We start from the raw sequence: 16,209 nt of genomic DNA, 5'->3' as shown, positions 1-16,209 counted from the left end.
ATTCTGTATGGACACTATTCAAAAACACCTTGTATGGTGGTGCCAACTGGAATTTTCATACGATCCCATTGTTGAATTGCCTGTAGAAGCATGCGATTTGGTTGATCTAGATCAACGGGATCTTGCCCTAATGCGCGAATAGCTTTGTTCAAGAGTTGGGGGGCTTGGGTGAGATCAAGTGCTAAAGCTAAATTTTGCTTAGAAAGCTTTGTACCATCTTTATTCATTGCTAGGGGCAAATGCATATACTGAAGTTCAGGGTAGCCCAATAATCGCCCTAACCAAATTTGTCGTTCAGTGTTATCCAGCAAATCAGCACCACGTACAACATGAGTCATTCCTTGTAGATAATCATCCACAACCACGGCGAGCTGATAATTAATAATACCGTCGCGACGTTTAAGAACAAAATCTCCTAATTCATTGGCTAAATTAGAGCAATGCTGACCTTGTAAAAGATCCTCAAAACAAATCAACTCGTCTGATGTTTTAACCCGAATGGCTTGTTGATCGTGTAATAGTTTTAAATCGCGGCAAGTACCGCTATAGATGTGATTAGAGCCTAAGATTTTGCGTGTACATTGGCAGGCATAGGTGAGGTCACGTTGCTGAAGATCATTTAAGACAGATTCATAGATGTTTAAACGGTCTTTTTGAAAGATAATTTCGTCATCAAACTCGAAACCAAAAGCTTCAATACATGACAAGATATGTTCTTCACTACCAGGATATATGCGAGGGATGTCTGTATCTTCAATTCGTACAACCCATTTGCCTGCATGAGATCTTGCTTCACAATAGCTTGCAACAGCTGTAATGAGTGATCCAAAATGAAGAGGGCCGGTTGGCGATGGCGCAAACCGACCCACATAAGCCATCCTGTTGTTCCCCTCCTTTATCAAAGGCGGGGTTAGGGAAGGATTATTAAATAACATGATTAACCGTTATTTTGTTTCTCTTTAATTTCAGCTAAAGTTTTGCAATCAATGCAAAGCGTCGCAGTTGGACGAGCCTCTAAACGACGCAAGCCAATTTCGATCCCACAGGTTTCACAGAAACCATAGTCATCATTTTTGATTGCTTCGATAGATTGTTCAATTTTGCGAATTAACTTGCGTTCACGGTCACGAGTACGAAGCTCAATCGCAAACTCTTCTTCTTGCGTTGCACGGTCATTTACATCAGGCAGTGCAGTATTTTCATCTTGCATTGTATTTAATGTTCGATCCACTTCTGACATTAACTCGTCTTTCCATGCCAATAAAATTTGACGGAAATGCTCAAGTTGACCTTCAGACATGTATTCTTCATTTTTTTTCGGCTGATAAGGCTCGATGCCAAATAGACTCGCTGTAGTACCGCCTTCGGAAGTCTTTGGCTTGGTCTTACGCACGCGTTTTGCTTTTTCAGCAACTACGTTGTTTTCTTCCAAGACTTGATTTTGGTTGTCATTCGCCATAAAGGGCATTCCTCATCATATGCGTGTTTGCGTACGCAAAAAATATGGTGATATGCAAGTGTTTTTATCGCTTCCGATAGATTGTTGCTATCGGGGGCGTCATCATATAGATTTTTTATCAAAGATGAAAGCCATGAATATCTGTTTTGGACTGTTCAGATTCCATTCGGACAGATAACTTAATCCAAAACACTTTAAAAGAAAAGCTAATAACCTGAAATTTCTTTATTAATATTTTGCGCAAAATTTTGTAGGCGATGAACACGTGTTTCAAAGCTACCATCAGCTTTCAATAGCAGGCTGCGATAGCCTGGTGCAAGGTCATCAAAGGCAAAATCTTCAGTCTTTGGTTTAAACTGAACAGAGGTAGAAGGCGTTGATAAAAATTGAATATTTTTCCAGACATTCAACGAATCTTGGTGCACATGTCCAAAGATCACTGCTTGAATGTGTTGATATTCTGCCATGATCTGTGTCAATTGATCTGAATTTTTTAAGATGTGTCGATCAATCCACTTGGAATTCATTTCAAGTGGGTGATGATGACACGCCAAAATGACTGGGTGCTGCTGTGTTTCCTGAAGAATCATTGATAAATGATTCAATTGTTCTGCTTTAATCCAACCATCTACTTTGTGGGGCACAGCACTATTTAATAGGACGATTTTCCACGTTCCGAAAGTTAACACGGCCGGTATAGGATCAGGCGCTGCAAAAGGAAAATATTCGGCATCATCATGATTCCCTGGAATTTGATAAAATGGAATATTCAAATTTTTCATGAAACTCAAATATCGCTGATAAGTTGCCTCATGTGGGACCTGTGCCAAGTCACCTGTATGAATAATCGCATCAATGTCTTGATAGCGATTTAAAATATCATTGATCACTGCATGAAAACTTTGTTCAGGATTTATCTGAACAAACGGCGTGTCAGGATGATCCATGAGATGGGTATCGGTAATTTGGATAATGAGCTGATCAATTTTATTCTGTTTGATTAAAGGCGTCATAAATTACCTCAGCGCTATAGAGGTAGTGGCAATGTGCTGTTTGAGCCATTGCAGAGCCATGATGACAGGTGCATTACACAATCGTTTGGATGCCAATAATGGTTCAAGATCTGAATAAGCTAAGATATGCAGTTGGATATTCTCACCTTCATCTGGCATACCATGAATACCGCCTTGCTCAGGAAGATCTGCTTCTGCAACATACAAATGAAAAACTTCATCGCACGCACCAGCAGAAGGGTAGAAGGTAAATAAATGTTCCAGATTACGAATTTCACAACCAGATTCTTCTAAACTCTCACGCTGAATGCATGTTTCAGGTGATTCATCGCCATCTAATACGCCTGCAATGATTTCTAGTTGCCATGGGGAGATAGGATCATCGATTGCACCAATTCGGAATTGTTCAATCAGTGCAAAGCGCTTGAGCGCATCATTGTAGATGAGTACACCAGCAGCTTCTTTACGATGCACTAATTCACGATGAATTGTTGGGGTATAAGTATTCTCACCAAATAAACGATGTGTGATGCTCACTTTCTCTATACGAATGAATCCTTGATAAAGGGATTCGCGAGAATGGACCTTAAAATCTTTATTATTGTAGGTGGCTTTTTCAAGAATTTTCATTCGTATACGTTAGGACAAAAATTTATTTCATCCTAACTGAGATTGCATTAAAGAAAAACAGGTTTTTTAATTTTTACAGCTTCTGATACAACTTTTGTCCTTGCTTATGATACTCATTTTTCATCGCGTTGAGACCTGATTCAATCTCTTGATTTAACTTGAGATCTAGATTATCAGACTGCTGATTTTGAGCGTATTCACGCACATTTTGGGTAATCTTCATTGAGCAAAATTTAGGTCCACACATCGAACAGAAATGCGCTGATTTATGTGCCTCTTTAGGCATGGTTTCATCATGCATACTACGTGCTGTATCAGGATCTAAACTTAAGTTAAATTGATCTTCCCAACGAAACTCAAAACGTGCTTTTGAAAGTGCATTATCACGGACTTGAGCACCTGGATGTCCTTTGGCGAGGTCTGCAGCATGTGCTGCAATTTTATAGGTGATAATGCCATCTTTGACGTCCTTTTTATTGGGTAGACCCAAATGCTCTTTAGGTGTTACGTAACAAAGCATCGCTGTTCCATACCAACCGATCATGGCTGCACCAATTGCTGAAGTAATATGATCATAACCAGGTGCAATATCTGTTGTTAATGGTCCTAATGTATAAAAAGGTGCTTCTTTACAAACCTCAAGTTGTAAATCCATATTTTCTTTAATCATATGCATAGGAACATGACCAGGACCTTCAATCATGACTTGCACATCATGCTCCCAAGCTCGATGGGTTAATTCTCCTAATGTACGCAGTTCGGAAAATTGGGCTTCGTCATTGGCGTCTTGAATGCACCCAGGGCGTAAACCATCACCTAAGCTGAATGACACATCATAGGCTTTCATGATCTCGCAGATTTCATCAAAATGGGTGTATAAGAAATTTTCTTTATGATGTGCAAGACACCACTGTGCCATGATTGAACCACCGCGTGAAACGATGCCCGTTAAGCGATTGGCTGTGAGAGGAACATAGCGCAATAAAACACCAGCATGAATCGTGAAGTAATCAACCCCTTGCTCAGCTTGTTCGATTAAAGTGTCTTTAAAAATTTCCCATGTAAGATCTTCTGCGATTCCATCCACCTTTTCTAATGCTTGATAAATCGGAACAGTTCCAATAGGTACAGGAGAATTTCGAATAATCCACTCGCGTGTTTCATGAATATTTTTACCTGTAGACAAATCCATGATGGTGTCAGCACCCCAACGTGTTGCCCATGTCATTTTTGCCACTTCTTCATCAATGGATGAACCCAGTGCTGAGTTGCCAATATTGGCATTGATTTTCACTAAGAAATTGCGTCCGATAATCATCGGTTCGAGTTCAGGGTGATTGATATTGGCAGGAATAATGGCACGACCTGCAGCGACTTCTTGGCGTACAAATTCAGGTGTAATTTCTAATAAGTTTTTTGCACCAAAGTTTTGACCAACATGTTGGCGAGTATCCACACCTTCGCGTTGTTTTTGGTTTTCTCGAATCGCAATGTATTCCATTTCAGGCGTGATAATACCCTGCTTAGCATAATGCATTTGCGTAACGTTATGTCCTGGTTTAGCTCGACGAGGTTTCTGAATATGTGCGAAACGAATGCCAGCTGTACGAATATCTTGAAGACGTTCTCGCCCAAATTTTGAGCTTAATGTCGCGAGTTGTTCTGTATCTGCGCGCTCTTCAATCCATGTATCTCTGAGGTTTGGTAGGCCTCGATTTAAATCAATTTGAATCTCAGGGTCGGTATAAACACCTGAAGTGTCATACACCATGATAGCAGGATTATACTCACCGCCTAAGCCCGTTGGTGTATCGGAGAGTGCAATTTCACGCATGGGTACGCGAATATCTGGACGAGAACCTTGAACATAGACTTTTTTTGACGCTGGTAAAATGCGGGTAAGATCTTGAGCATCTTGCTCATGTTGAGCAGAGAGATCTGTATTTGAAAGATTCGTTAATTGGTTCATTGCAATGATCCTTATGAATGACATCAACGAATCAAGCACGACCAAAAACGGTGGCGGAATTATCCTGAATGAATAATCTAGAACAAAGTTTTTAGATGGCTTGATTCCTACGCAGGTATTAACCTGATCAGGTTCAACGGTACTCACCATCAAAACAATGTTTTAGGTGATCTCAGCGAGTTATTACTCGCGCTCCGTCAAGCGATGCCAAAATATTAACATATAAAGTCAGATTAAAGTCATCAGACTATGATGCATAACAAATTGCATCTTTAAAGCAATTACGACGATTTTCAAGATCAACAGTTTTTAAGTTTAAATAGCGACTTAGCTGTATAAGAACTTGCGGATTTTGATCAGTCTGATTGGAAGTTAATTTACTTTTTTGTTGTGAATCCAGTTCGATAAATTTTAAGAAAAGTCTCGCTTGATCTGCTAAACGACTATTTTTCATATTTGCGAGTTGTTCGATTTCAGCTAAAGCATCGGGTGCAATTTCAACACGTCCTTCAAAATCATGAGAAACAGGATCATGTTTGAGACCTTTAAATAATAAATTTGAATAAAAATGGTAAAGGTACTCTGCATCTAAACGAAAACTGCTTTGAGGATATTTTTTTAGATAATTTTCCCAATACTGGGCACGTCTAGAAATCTCTTGTGCTTCAAGATGAAAATGAGGATCTTCAAATTGTGCTTGCTGATTTTGTTCAGCAAGTTCCTGCATAAATGCTTGTTCTGCCTCAGGGAAATAGGGGGCAAATACTCGTGCTAAATAGTATGGGTTTCTTTTGTAAGTTGCTTGGTGGTTAATATCGACGAGATCAATATATGCTTGACCCTTGTGCCGAAGTAAATATTGATCTCGTGGATGTAATTTTTCAATTTGTGATTGTTGAATCGTCGGAAATTGCGACTGGTCATGAGCATATAAATCAAAAGCTTTTTGCTGATCAGGTGATCGATCTATACTTAAGAAATTTCTATACATGATGTCTGCCAAACCGATCAATTCTTTCTGTTCCTGAAATGGCATTAAGGGAAGACAAAGTCGAATATCTTGATTGATTTGCTCAATGGCGAATGTAGTCCGTTGAGCAGTTATCCCGAGCATTTCTTTTTTGAGTTTTTGACAAATGAGGTCGAGATCAGGTGTGGTGTTCTGGTTTTGGGTTGGGTTTGGAGATTCAGTAGGAATTTCTTCGGAAATTGGCTTTTGACACGCAGTTAAGCCAAGACTTACGACCATAAGAGTCAATAATTGACGAATAGGCTTAAACGTGTGCAAAAATGACTTCATTGAGATATAAAAATACAGTTAAAGTGTGAAATGAGGCGCAAATAGATTTTCACTTATTTTAAAACCGTACAGTGAAATTTATTGTAGTTGCTTCGCAATCAAGCGTTAAAATAATGTATGAAAAACATACATCAATGCGCATAATTCAAAATAATTCTCCGGATTAAATGAAAAAATAATAAAATTGATACGTAAAAAGCTCGATTAAAGATTATATTTGCAACAACCTATTCTAATTACTTGTTATTCAAATGCTTAAGGTACTGTGAAGTCATTATCATGAAAAAAACTCTACTTGCAGTCAGTTTAATTGCGCTTAGCCCGATGAGCTTTGCATTGAACCTCGTTGAAGCCTATGAGCGAGCAAAGCAAACTGATCCAAATTGGCAAGCCAACGTTTTGCAGTATGAGGCTGATCAGTTAAATATAGGTTTAGCAAAAGGTAATTTGCTGCCGACAGTAACTGTTTCAGGAAATGTGACGCGTAAAAACCAAGACGTAAATCGTTCAAGTACAGAATCGAATCCTTTTTTTAATAGTTCTGACCTGTTGGCATCGACATCGACCACTCGTCAAATTGCGATTACTGCACGGCAACCCATTTTCAGAATGGATGCTTGGCAAGGATATAAACAGGTAAAAACCTCAGTTCAACTGAGTGAGGTCACTTTAAAACAGCAACAGCAACAACATATATTAAATGTCTCTGAAGCTTATTTTAATGTACTACGTCAACAGGCTTTAACGCTCACTAACGCTCAAGAAGAAAAAGCCTTATTTGAGCAGCTCAATATGATGAATGCCAAACTTAAAGAAGGCTTGGTTGCTGAAAGTGATGTCAGCGAAGCGAATGCACAATATCAAAATGCGCGAGCAAATCGAATTGCGACAGGTGTTCAACTGATCTTGGCACAAGAGCAACTTGCTCAGTTGATTGGGCCTTATCAAGAAAAGCTCGCTGTTTTAAGTGATGATTTCGAGTATCAAAAGCCTGTACCGAATATCATGAGTGAATGGACCAAATTGGCTCAAGAACAGAATCTTGAAATTATACAAGCGCGTTTGCAACGTCAATATGCCAATGATCAACGGCGTGTAGAGCAAGCGGCGCTTTACCCTCAAGTCGAAGCAGTAGCCACTTATGGTTATAGTGAACAGTCACCACAAACAGCTATATCAAGTGATGGGAAATTTGATCAGGTGGGTGTAGAAATGAACTGGAATGCCTACACCGGTGGACGAACTAAAATTAATATTGATAAAGCGACAAAAAATGTTGAAAAGTCGGAACGCCAATTAGAAGCTGCGATACGTAAAGCAACCACAGATGCTAAAAAATCTTACCTACAAATTGATATGGATAGTGCTACATTGCAAGCGCGTAAAGCTGCCATGGATTCTTCCGCATTAGTCGCGAAAGCATCCCAAGCTCAGTATGATGAAGGGCTTAAAAATATGGTTGATGTGTTGCTTGCGCAAAGAAATGCTTTTGCAACACGATTAGATTTTGTGAATGCTCAATATGATTATGTGTTGAATGTGTTGAGGTTGAAGGCTTCTGTAGGTCAACTGAATGAAAATGAGCTTCGTCAAATGAATGCATGGTTAGTTGAAAAATAGAATGAATTGATTGTTTTGTCATCAAACATTCACAATTGATATGCTTTAATATGGCAAAAATTTCAATCCATTCACGCTGTGTGGAGTAATAAGACTTTGAGCTCTAATAATCCTGTACTTAGCCACCATATTTCTTCTCAATTTAACGAAGATTTGCAAGATGTCCATACCAAATTTATGGCAATGGGTGGTTTGGTTGAGCAACAAGTTGCTAATGCCATTCATGCTCTTTTAGACACCAATGTGAATTTGGCTGTAGATGTCCAATTTCAAGATAATACGGTAAACCGCTATGAGCGTGAAATTGATGAAGGCTTGACTTTGATTTTAGTACGCCGTCATCCTGCTGCGAGTGACCTCCGTATGGTGATTGCAATGAGCAAGGCCAATACCGATTTAGAACGTATAGGTGATGAAGCAGCTAAAATTGCACGTATAGCCCAAAATCTATGTGAAGAAGGTGAGTCACCTCGTGGTTATATGGAAACACGTCATATCGGTAACCAAGTTCGAGTAATGATTCATGATGCATTGGATGCATTTGCACGTGTTGATGCAGAGCAAGCACTTAAAGTATTGTTGGCTGATGCAGATATCGATCGTGAATATCAATCTGCTACACGTACATTAATGACCTACATGATTGAGGATCCTCGTCATATTTCTCGCGTTCTGAATGTCATGTGGGTGCTGCGTTCTCTAGAGCGTATTGGTGACCATGCGCGTAATATTTCTGAGCAAGTGATTTATATGGCTAAAGGCTATGATGTACGACACACCAGTGTGGAAGAGATTGAAGAAAAAGTTCAAGGTAATCATTAAAATAGAATTCATCTCATACACAAGAACCTCGAATATCGAGGTTTTTTTATGTGGATATTAAACTTGATTTTGTAAAACATATAGACAAAAAAATTCCTAGATTTTGGGGGAAATCTAGGAAGGAAAACTGATGAAACAGTACACTGTTATTATTATTTGTTCACTCATAATCTTGCTATGAAATAATAATATTCAAATTATGTGTAAAGTTCAGCTGAAAAAGTGTGATTTTGTGTAATTTAATATTAATAAAATGTAAACTTGTTCACATTTAAGTGTCTTATCCAATCCTGCCTATTTTATTGGTTTATGTCAATTATCATGATGATTTAAAAGTATTTTAGAATCGTTGAAATAAAAAAAGCCCTGAATATCAGGGCTTTTTTCAAATTCATACTTATGCAGATTTTGCTTCAGCAGGTGCAGATAACATATGACCTGTTTCTTCAAAATTAGAATGCCAAGAGAGTGCTTCAGTGAGTAGGTGAGGAGTTTGTCCACCTTTAGCACATGCACGATCGAAATAGTCGTTTAATGCATCTTTATACAATGGGTGAACACAGTTATCGATGATTGCACGTGCACGTTCACGCGGTGCAAGACCACGTAAATCAGCAAGACCTTGTTCAGTCACAAGAACGTCTACGTCATGACCTGTGTGATCTACGTGAGATGCCATCGGCACTACAGATGAAATGTCACCACCTTTAGCGATTGATTTTGTCACGAAGATTGCGATATGCGCATTACGTGCGAAGTCACCTGAACCACCAATACCATTCATCATTTTTGAACCACATACGTGCGTAGAGTTCACATTGCCGTAGATGTCAAATTCAAGCGCAGTATTGATCCCGATAATCCCTAAACGGCGGACCAATTCTGGGTGGTTTGAAATTTCTTGAGGGCGTAATACAAGTTTGTCTTTGTATTGCTCAAGATTATTGAATACTTTTTCACCATAACGGGCAGAAAGTGTAATTGAGGAGCCAGAAGCGAATTTCATTTTACCAGCATCAATTAATTCAAAAGTACAGTCTTGAAGTACTTCTGAGTACATGATGAGATCTTCAAAATTCGATTCTTTAAGACCCGTTAATACCGCATTGGCAATTGAACCAATACCTGCTTGTAATGGACCTAAATTTTTAGGAAGACGTTCTTCAGCGACTTCTTTTTCAAAGAATTCGATTAAGTGGTTTGCAATTGCTTGAGTCTCATCATCTGGTGCAGTCACTGTTGATGGAGAATCATGGAATTCGCTGTTAAATACGATGCCAACAATTTTAGCAGGATCGATATTAATTGCATGTGTACCAATACGCTCATCAACTTGAGTGAGAGGAATCGGCTGACGTGTCGGACGATAAGATGGGATATAAATATCGTGCAAGCCTTCGAATGCTGGGCTTAAATTTGTGTTAATTTCAACAATTACTTTTTCTGCAAAGATTGCAAAGCTTGCTGAGTTACCTACTGAAGTAGTTGGAATGATGCCACCATCTTCAGTAATTGCTACAGCTTCGATGACTGCAATATCAGGCTTTTTCAATTGTTTATTACGCATTTGTTCAACAGTTTCTGACAAATGCTGATCAATAAACATTACTTCGCCTTTATTGATTGCCTTACGCAAAGTATTGTCGACTTGGAAAGGTAGACGACGAGCCAATACGCCAGCTTCAGTTAACTGTTTATCTAAGTCATTACCCAAAGACGCACCAGTGATTAAAGTGATCTTTAAAGGGTTTGTATGAGCGCGTTTTACCAATGCCAATGGAACTGCTTTAGCTTCACCAGCACGCGTGAAACCACTCATACCTACGGTCATGCCATCTTCAATAAACGTTGAAGCTTGTTCAGCTGAAATGACTTTTTCATGAAGTGACTCTAAACGAATGCGATCTAAAGACATGGTTTACTCTTCTCTTGATATTCTGGATCTGGCACCGATTGTACCGATCAAGCGAGCCATTTTGCATCCCTGTTAGGCTAAGGTCTAATTTTTTCAAAAAATGCGGATATAAAGATATATTATGGTTTGTAAGATTTTGTTTTTTATGTTTAATTTTCATTGTGGTGAATAATTAAACCAATTCAACCGTTCAACTATTCACCATTCATCAAAATCGTTCGGTGATGGTTTGCCTGATTTTATCTAAGGTGCTATTGGTTGAAATATCAGCAACTTTAGGTGTTGAAAGGGGCAGTAAAATGATCGCTTCAAGACCTCCTTCAGGACGATTATGAATTTTTAATTCACCTTCATGAATATCGACAATTCGTTTCACAATGGCTAAACCAAGACCACTCCCTTGGATTGTTCGTGCTTCATTGCCACGTACAAAAGGTTGCATAAGGTCTTCAATTTGATCTTCTGGGATTCCATCACCGTGATCAGCAACACAAATTTGTAGATGATCTTTCTCGACTTTCGCACTTAGCTCAATGGGTTCAGCACCATAACGCTTAGAATTATTAATTAAGTTACCAATTAAGCGCTTGAGGGAAAGCGAACGCGCAGTAATCAGTGGGAGTTCTTCTGGTTCAAAGCGAATATCCAGGGGTTTAAACTGAATAACTAATTCTTGCAAAAGGGTATTGATATTGGTTTCTTTTAGGTCTTCATCTGAACCATCACGCATGTAAGAAATAAATTGATTAAGAATGGCATCCATATCATCCACATCAAAGATTAACCCTTCTTTCAGGAAGTCATCATCTGACATCATTTCGGCACTCAGTCGAATTCGAGTGAGCGGGGTTCTTAAATCATGTGAAATACCAGCCAACATAATTTGACGGTCACGTTCAGTGAGCTCCAATGTATAAATCATATGATTAAAGGCTTGGTTGACTTGGCGGATTTCCAAAGGTCCGTGGTTCGTCTCAAGATAGGGGGCTTTTCCAGTTTTACTATAGCTATTTGCTGCATTTTGCAGTCGGCGTAGCGGGCGATTAAGTTGTCTAACTAAAGTTAAGATAATCATGGCTGAAATTAGCGGTACGCCAAGAAACCATGCCAAAATCAATTCGGGGCTATAATTCGCATAAGTTTTTAATGGCTCTTGAACCCAATTCCCGTTCATTTCTGGGGTTTGAATCCAAATGCGTGGGCTGGGTTTAAATTGGAAATAGACGGTGACTTCAGGCACGTCGAGTTCTTTGGCCAAACGTTTTTCAACTTGATTCGTAAAGAATTCAGCGATGACTTTATCGCGCTGGTTGGGGAATGCAGCTGGGTCAGTGACGTATTCAATTCCAACACGCTGTTTTAACCATGTGTCGACATCAAGTTCAGTGTCACCATGAAAAATTCTAAGGTCGGGGTTGTTGATAATTTCGAGTTCAACCGCAAGGTAGCGTGCATGCTGTTGAATCTCTGGTAAATAGAGGGTTTTCCAAAAAAACCAAAGTGACATAAACAGACTAAAGAACACCACAAAAACAACCAAAACTGTTGTTCGCATAGCAGCGGAGCGCGGCTTGATTTTGTCAAGAAAGCGTTCCCATTTGGTTCGTTTTCGCTCTGAATACGCAACAAACTCATTAAATTTTTGTGGGTCAATAGGATCAAGTTTCACGGTCTAACCTGAGAATTTGGGCTAAGAAGGAATAAGAGTGCGTAATTGTTCAATACATAAAATAAAGACCCCGACATCATTGATGGCGGAGTCCATTGTTTAAAAAATTATTCTGCGCCATCTGGTACGAATACGTATCCCACACCCCACACTGTTTGAATGTAGCGTGCGCGCGCTGGATTTTCCTCGATTAAACGACGTAAACGAGAGACTTGAACATCAATAGAGCGTTCCATTGCTCCCCATTCACGACCACGTGCCAAATTCATTAATTTATCACGCGTCAATGGTTCACGAGGATGTTGCACCAACGCTTTAAGTACTGCGAATTCGCCAGTAGTTAAGGTCACCACTTGACCTTCACGAGTCAATGTTCGAGTCGATAGATCGAGTGACCAAGGACCAAATGAAACTACTTCAACATTTTGGCTTGGTGCCCCAGGAACCTCACGAACTTGTCGACGTAGTACTGCTCGTATACGAGCTAACAATTCATTTGGGTTGAATGGTTTTGGTAGATAGTCATCAGCACCCGCTTCAAGCCCTGCAATACGATCAGAGTCGCTACCACGTGCAGTGAGCATAATAATAGGCGTGTCGATGTTAGACTGCCTTAAACGACGACAAATGCTCAAACCATCTTCCACAGGAAGCATAAAATCTAAAACAATGAGCGAGAAAAGTTCACGTTGTAATAAACGATCCATTTGCGTGGCATCATGTGCGGTTTTAACCACAAAACCTTTATCTTCTAAAAACCGTTGTAAAAGGGTACGAAGACGCACATCATCGTCGACGACCAGAATGCGCTCAACTCTGTCAGTGTCATTGTGTACTACATCAGTATTTTCAGCAGGTACAACTAAACTCATGATGCACTCCCTTAAAAGTTGTATTTATAAATATTCATTTGTCTCAGTATAATGCCTAAGTTCTTGTTAAGACTATGTATCAAATTGCTCAAAATTACAATTTTAAGCGTGTTTTGAAACCAAATCACAACATGTGTTGACCTGTGATTAGACAAATAATTTAAAATAAAATCGCTATTCAATATGAAGCTAATTTGAAGTGCTATTGAAAGCAAGAAATTTACATCAAAATCAGAAAAATAAAGTGATTTTAAAGAGTTAAATGTTTTAGTTCATTGTCAAAGTGATGACACAATGACGCATTACACTCACATAATTGATCAGAGACTTCACCTGAAGCTTTTTCTTTGGGAGATAAAACCAGAAAAATTGAGACTTTTATTTAAAATTTCATTGCAAATATTCAAAACAATTGTGGATTTTATAGTCTCGGTCTTTATAATCACTAACTTTTAGTCCTTATCCTTGTGGAATTTAACACGATGACTGACTTAGTTCAGCAGTTGGCAAGTGAACTTGCCGTACGTCCAAACCAAGTAGAAGCTGCCATTAAGCTGATTGATGAAGGTTCTAGTGTTCCATTTATTGCACGTTACCGTAAAGAAGTAACTCAAGGCTTAGACGATACGCAGTTACGTCAACTGGATACCCGATTAACTTACCTTCGTGATTTATTTGAACGCCGTGAAAAGGTCATTGAATCACTGAAAGAACAAAATAAACTCACGGATGATTTGTTAGCTCGCATCAATGCCGTTGAAACAAAAAATGCATTAGAAGAAATTTACGCACCGTATCGTCCAAAACGTACGAGTAAATCATTTAAAGCAAAAGAGGCTGGTTTAGGCCCAATCGCTGAAAAAATCTATAATGAAAATGTTGAACCTGCAGAAGCTTTAGCAGGATTTAATCATGAAGATTATCCTGATTTAGAGAGTCAATTAGACGCTGTTCAGCATATTCTCATTGATGACTGGGCACAAAATATTGCACTCACGACAGAGCTTAAAGCGATGTTTGCAAAAACAGCAGTGTTAAAAAGCTTAGTTGCTAGTGAAGAGAAAAAAGAAGTTGGTAAAAAATTCCGTGACTACTTCGATTTTTCTGAAAATTTAAACAAAGTTCCATCACATCGCTTATTGGCAATGTTACGTGGACGTCAAGAGAATGTACTCGGTCTAAAAGTTGATGGTGAAAATGATGCTCCTTTGGCGCGCATTGAAACTGAATACAATCTTGATCAAGTTCAACCTCAAGCCCGTCAAGATTTTCTGAAGCAAACTGCAAAATTATTTTGGCTCGGCAAAGTCCGCCCTACAATTGAGCATTCACTTCTGACTGAAAAGCGTTTGGCTGCTGAAGCAGAAGCAATGCAAGTGTTTGCAGAAAATTTACGTCATTTGCTTTTATCAGCACCAGCAGGTTCACGTACTACTTTAGGTGTGGATCCTGGTATCCGTACGGGTGTGAAATTGGCTGTCGTGAATGCATCTGGTGATGTATTGGCACACAGCACGATTTATCCATTCGCACCTAGAGAAGATAAAGAAGGTTCGATCAATGAATTGGCACGTTTATGTCGTGAATTCAATGTTGAGCTAATTGCTATTGGTAACGGTACCGCGAGTCGTGAAACAGAAGCTGTTGTTGCGGAAATGATGGCTGCTCATGCTGATCTTAAATTAACGCGCGTGTCTGTATCTGAAGCAGGTGCTTCAGTATATTCAGCATCTGAATTGGCTTCACAAGAATTACCAGATTTAGACGTATCGATTCGTGGTGCAGTATCTATTGCGCGTCGTTTACAAGATCCATTGGCTGAACTTGTGAAGATTGATCCTAAATCAATTGGTGTAGGTCAATATCAACACGATGTGAATCAAACAGGCTTGGCAAAAACGCTTGAAGCTGTAGTGGAAGACTGTGTGAACTCAGTTGGTGTAGATGTAAATACAGCATCTTCAGCGATTTTGGGTTACATCGCAGGATTAAACAAATCTATAGCACAGCAAATTGTAGACTACCGTAAAGAGAATGGTCGTTTTGATAATCGTCAAGATTTGAAAAAAGTACCACGCTTAGGTGAGCGTACTTTTGAGCAAGCTGCAGGTTTCTTACGTATTCAAGATGGTTCAGAGCCATTGGATGCTTCAGCAGTTCATCCTGAGTCTTATGGTTTAGTCAACAAGATTGTTGAAGCGAAAGCGACCACTGTAAAAGATATTATTGGCAATACTGAAATCATTCGTCAGGTTAAACCTGAAGAGTTTGTTGATGACAAATTTGGTTTACCAACGATCCAAGATGTTTTGGCGGAGCTTGAAAAACCAGGTCGTGATCCACGTCCAGAGTTCCGTACAGCGAAGTTCCGTGATGACATTACTGAGGTTTCACAACTGACTGAAGGCTTAGAGCTTGAAGGTGTAGTGACCAATGTAACGAACTTTGGTGCATTTGTTGACGTTGGCGTTCATCAAGATGGTTTAGTTCATATTTCAGAACTAGCGAATGAATTTATTTCTGATCCACATAAGTTTGTGAAACCAGGGCAAATTGTTCAAGTGCGTGTGTTACAAGTTGATGTGGAACGTAATCGTGTTAATTTATCGATGCGTCCTGCAGGATCTGAAGCACCTGCGAAGGCGCCGCGCCAGCCACGTCGTGAAACTCATGGCCAGCAAGAGCAACGTGGTGAGCGTAAACAACACGCGAAGCGTCCTCAGCAAGCACGTCCACACGGTGATCGCCCACAACATGCGAAAAAACCTCAGCAGCAGAAACCACAAGAACAGAAGATTGGTGGTTTAGGTGCATTATTATTACAAGCAGGGGTTAAAGGTTCGAAGTAATCTTTAATCAGGTAAAAAACCTCCCAAATGGGAGGTTTTTTTATGCTTATGTTTTTAAATAAATGAAGAACATCAAGGTGATTTATTTTAA

Annotated in this window: 12 protein-coding genes and 1 riboswitch; of the genes, 3 read left to right on the top strand and 9 right to left on the bottom strand. The window is 39.4% G+C overall.

Annotated elements, in window-relative coordinates; all coding sequences use genetic code 11:
• Positions 1 to 14: 14 nt before the first annotated feature.
• The 6 genes from gluQRS to FTV17_RS08130 all read right to left on the bottom strand — a co-directional run bounded on the left by gluQRS (position 15) and on the right by FTV17_RS08130 (position 6,359).
• Positions 15 to 878 carry a tRNA glutamyl-Q(34) synthetase GluQRS gene (gene gluQRS / locus FTV17_RS08155; protein WP_257219909.1) on the bottom strand — a complete coding sequence of 288 codons (864 nt, stop codon included), beginning with the start codon at positions 876 to 878 and terminating at the stop codon, positions 15 to 17.
• 59 nt (positions 879 to 937) lie between these two features.
• Positions 938 to 1,459, bottom strand: coding sequence for an RNA polymerase-binding protein DksA (dksA, locus tag FTV17_RS08150; protein ID WP_179998881.1), 522 nt, complete (start codon positions 1,457 to 1,459; stop codon positions 938 to 940).
• A gap of 206 nt (positions 1,460 to 1,665) precedes the next feature.
• Complete coding sequence (cpdA, locus tag FTV17_RS08145; RefSeq protein ID WP_179998880.1) at positions 1,666 to 2,472, bottom strand: 3',5'-cyclic-AMP phosphodiesterase; 807 nt, start codon at positions 2,470 to 2,472, stop codon at positions 1,666 to 1,668.
• A 3-nt stretch (positions 2,473 to 2,475) separates the two neighbouring features.
• Positions 2,476 to 3,102 (bottom strand): NUDIX domain-containing protein, encoded by a 627-nt coding sequence (locus FTV17_RS08140; protein ID WP_035263922.1) that lies wholly within the window; start codon positions 3,100 to 3,102, stop codon positions 2,476 to 2,478.
• A 73-nt stretch (positions 3,103 to 3,175) separates the two neighbouring features.
• Positions 3,176 to 5,071, bottom strand: coding sequence for a phosphomethylpyrimidine synthase ThiC (gene thiC / locus FTV17_RS08135; protein WP_035263924.1), 1,896 nt, complete (start codon positions 5,069 to 5,071; stop codon positions 3,176 to 3,178).
• Between the two features lie 87 nt (positions 5,072 to 5,158).
• Positions 5,159 to 5,278, bottom strand: a riboswitch (TPP riboswitch).
• Positions 5,279 to 5,318: 40 nt separating this feature from the next.
• Positions 5,319 to 6,359, bottom strand: coding sequence for a hypothetical protein (locus tag FTV17_RS08130; protein ID WP_257219908.1), 1,041 nt, complete (start codon positions 6,357 to 6,359; stop codon positions 5,319 to 5,321).
• A 291-nt stretch (positions 6,360 to 6,650) separates the two neighbouring features.
• Between FTV17_RS08130 and FTV17_RS08125 the strand changes: the two genes are divergently transcribed.
• Together FTV17_RS08125 and phoU are read left to right on the top strand one after the other, a co-directional pair.
• Positions 6,651 to 7,991, top strand: coding sequence for a TolC family outer membrane protein (locus FTV17_RS08125; protein WP_179998879.1), 1,341 nt, complete (start codon positions 6,651 to 6,653; stop codon positions 7,989 to 7,991).
• A gap of 96 nt (positions 7,992 to 8,087) precedes the next feature.
• Positions 8,088 to 8,813 (top strand): phosphate signaling complex protein PhoU, encoded by a 726-nt coding sequence (phoU, locus tag FTV17_RS08120; protein WP_035263928.1) that lies wholly within the window; start codon positions 8,088 to 8,090, stop codon positions 8,811 to 8,813.
• A gap of 397 nt (positions 8,814 to 9,210) precedes the next feature.
• Here the strand turns inward: phoU and FTV17_RS08115 are convergent, their stop codons facing one another.
• From FTV17_RS08115 to ompR, 3 genes are all read right to left on the bottom strand, one after another.
• The gene (locus FTV17_RS08115) at positions 9,211 to 10,728 is read right to left on the bottom strand and encodes an acetyl-CoA hydrolase/transferase family protein (RefSeq protein WP_092767310.1); all 1,518 of its coding nucleotides are present in this window, start codon (positions 10,726 to 10,728) and stop codon (positions 9,211 to 9,213) included.
• A gap of 208 nt (positions 10,729 to 10,936) precedes the next feature.
• Positions 10,937 to 12,397: an ATP-binding protein gene (locus FTV17_RS08110; protein WP_179998878.1), complete on the bottom strand. Its 1,461-nt coding sequence runs from the start codon at positions 12,395 to 12,397 to the stop codon at positions 10,937 to 10,939.
• 107 nt (positions 12,398 to 12,504) lie between these two features.
• Complete coding sequence (gene ompR / locus FTV17_RS08105) at positions 12,505 to 13,269, bottom strand: two-component system response regulator OmpR (RefSeq protein ID WP_035263934.1); 765 nt, start codon at positions 13,267 to 13,269, stop codon at positions 12,505 to 12,507.
• Between the two features lie 482 nt (positions 13,270 to 13,751).
• Here ompR and FTV17_RS08100 point away from each other — a divergent pair, with 482 nt between their 5' ends.
• A complete protein-coding gene (locus FTV17_RS08100) occupies positions 13,752 to 16,118 on the top strand; it encodes a Tex family protein (RefSeq protein WP_179998877.1) in 2,367 nt (788 codons plus the stop codon).
• Positions 16,119 to 16,209: the final 91 nt, after the last annotated feature.

This window comes from Acinetobacter sp. YH12239 (assembly GCF_013417635.1).
In the GTDB taxonomy this organism is placed as follows: Bacteria; Pseudomonadota; Gammaproteobacteria; order Pseudomonadales; family Moraxellaceae; genus Acinetobacter.
This window is presented reverse-complemented; position numbering and strand designations above follow the sequence as displayed.

Bases quoted from the DNA above. Each gene is read 5' to 3' on its own strand.
- gluQRS (WP_257219909.1), bottom strand. From the start codon at position 878: ATGGCTTATGTGGGTCGGTTTGCGCCATCGCCAACCGGCCCTCTTCAT.
- dksA (WP_179998881.1), bottom strand. From the start codon at position 1,459: ATGGCGAATGACAACCAAAATCAAGTCTTGGAAGAAAACAACGTAGTT.
- cpdA (WP_179998880.1), bottom strand. From the start codon at position 2,472: ATGACGCCTTTAATCAAACAGAATAAAATTGATCAGCTCATTATCCAA.
- FTV17_RS08140 (WP_035263922.1), bottom strand. From the start codon at position 3,102: ATGAAAATTCTTGAAAAAGCCACCTACAATAATAAAGATTTTAAGGTC.
- thiC (WP_035263924.1), bottom strand. From the start codon at position 5,071: ATGAACCAATTAACGAATCTTTCAAATACAGATCTCTCTGCTCAACAT.
- FTV17_RS08125 (WP_179998879.1), top strand. From the start codon at position 6,651: ATGAAAAAAACTCTACTTGCAGTCAGTTTAATTGCGCTTAGCCCGATG.
- FTV17_RS08115 (WP_092767310.1), bottom strand. From the start codon at position 10,728: ATGTCTTTAGATCGCATTCGTTTAGAGTCACTTCATGAAAAAGTCATT.
- ompR (WP_035263934.1), bottom strand. From the start codon at position 13,269: ATGAGTTTAGTTGTACCTGCTGAAAATACTGATGTAGTACACAATGAC.
- FTV17_RS08100 (WP_179998877.1), top strand. From the start codon at position 13,752: ATGACTGACTTAGTTCAGCAGTTGGCAAGTGAACTTGCCGTACGTCCA.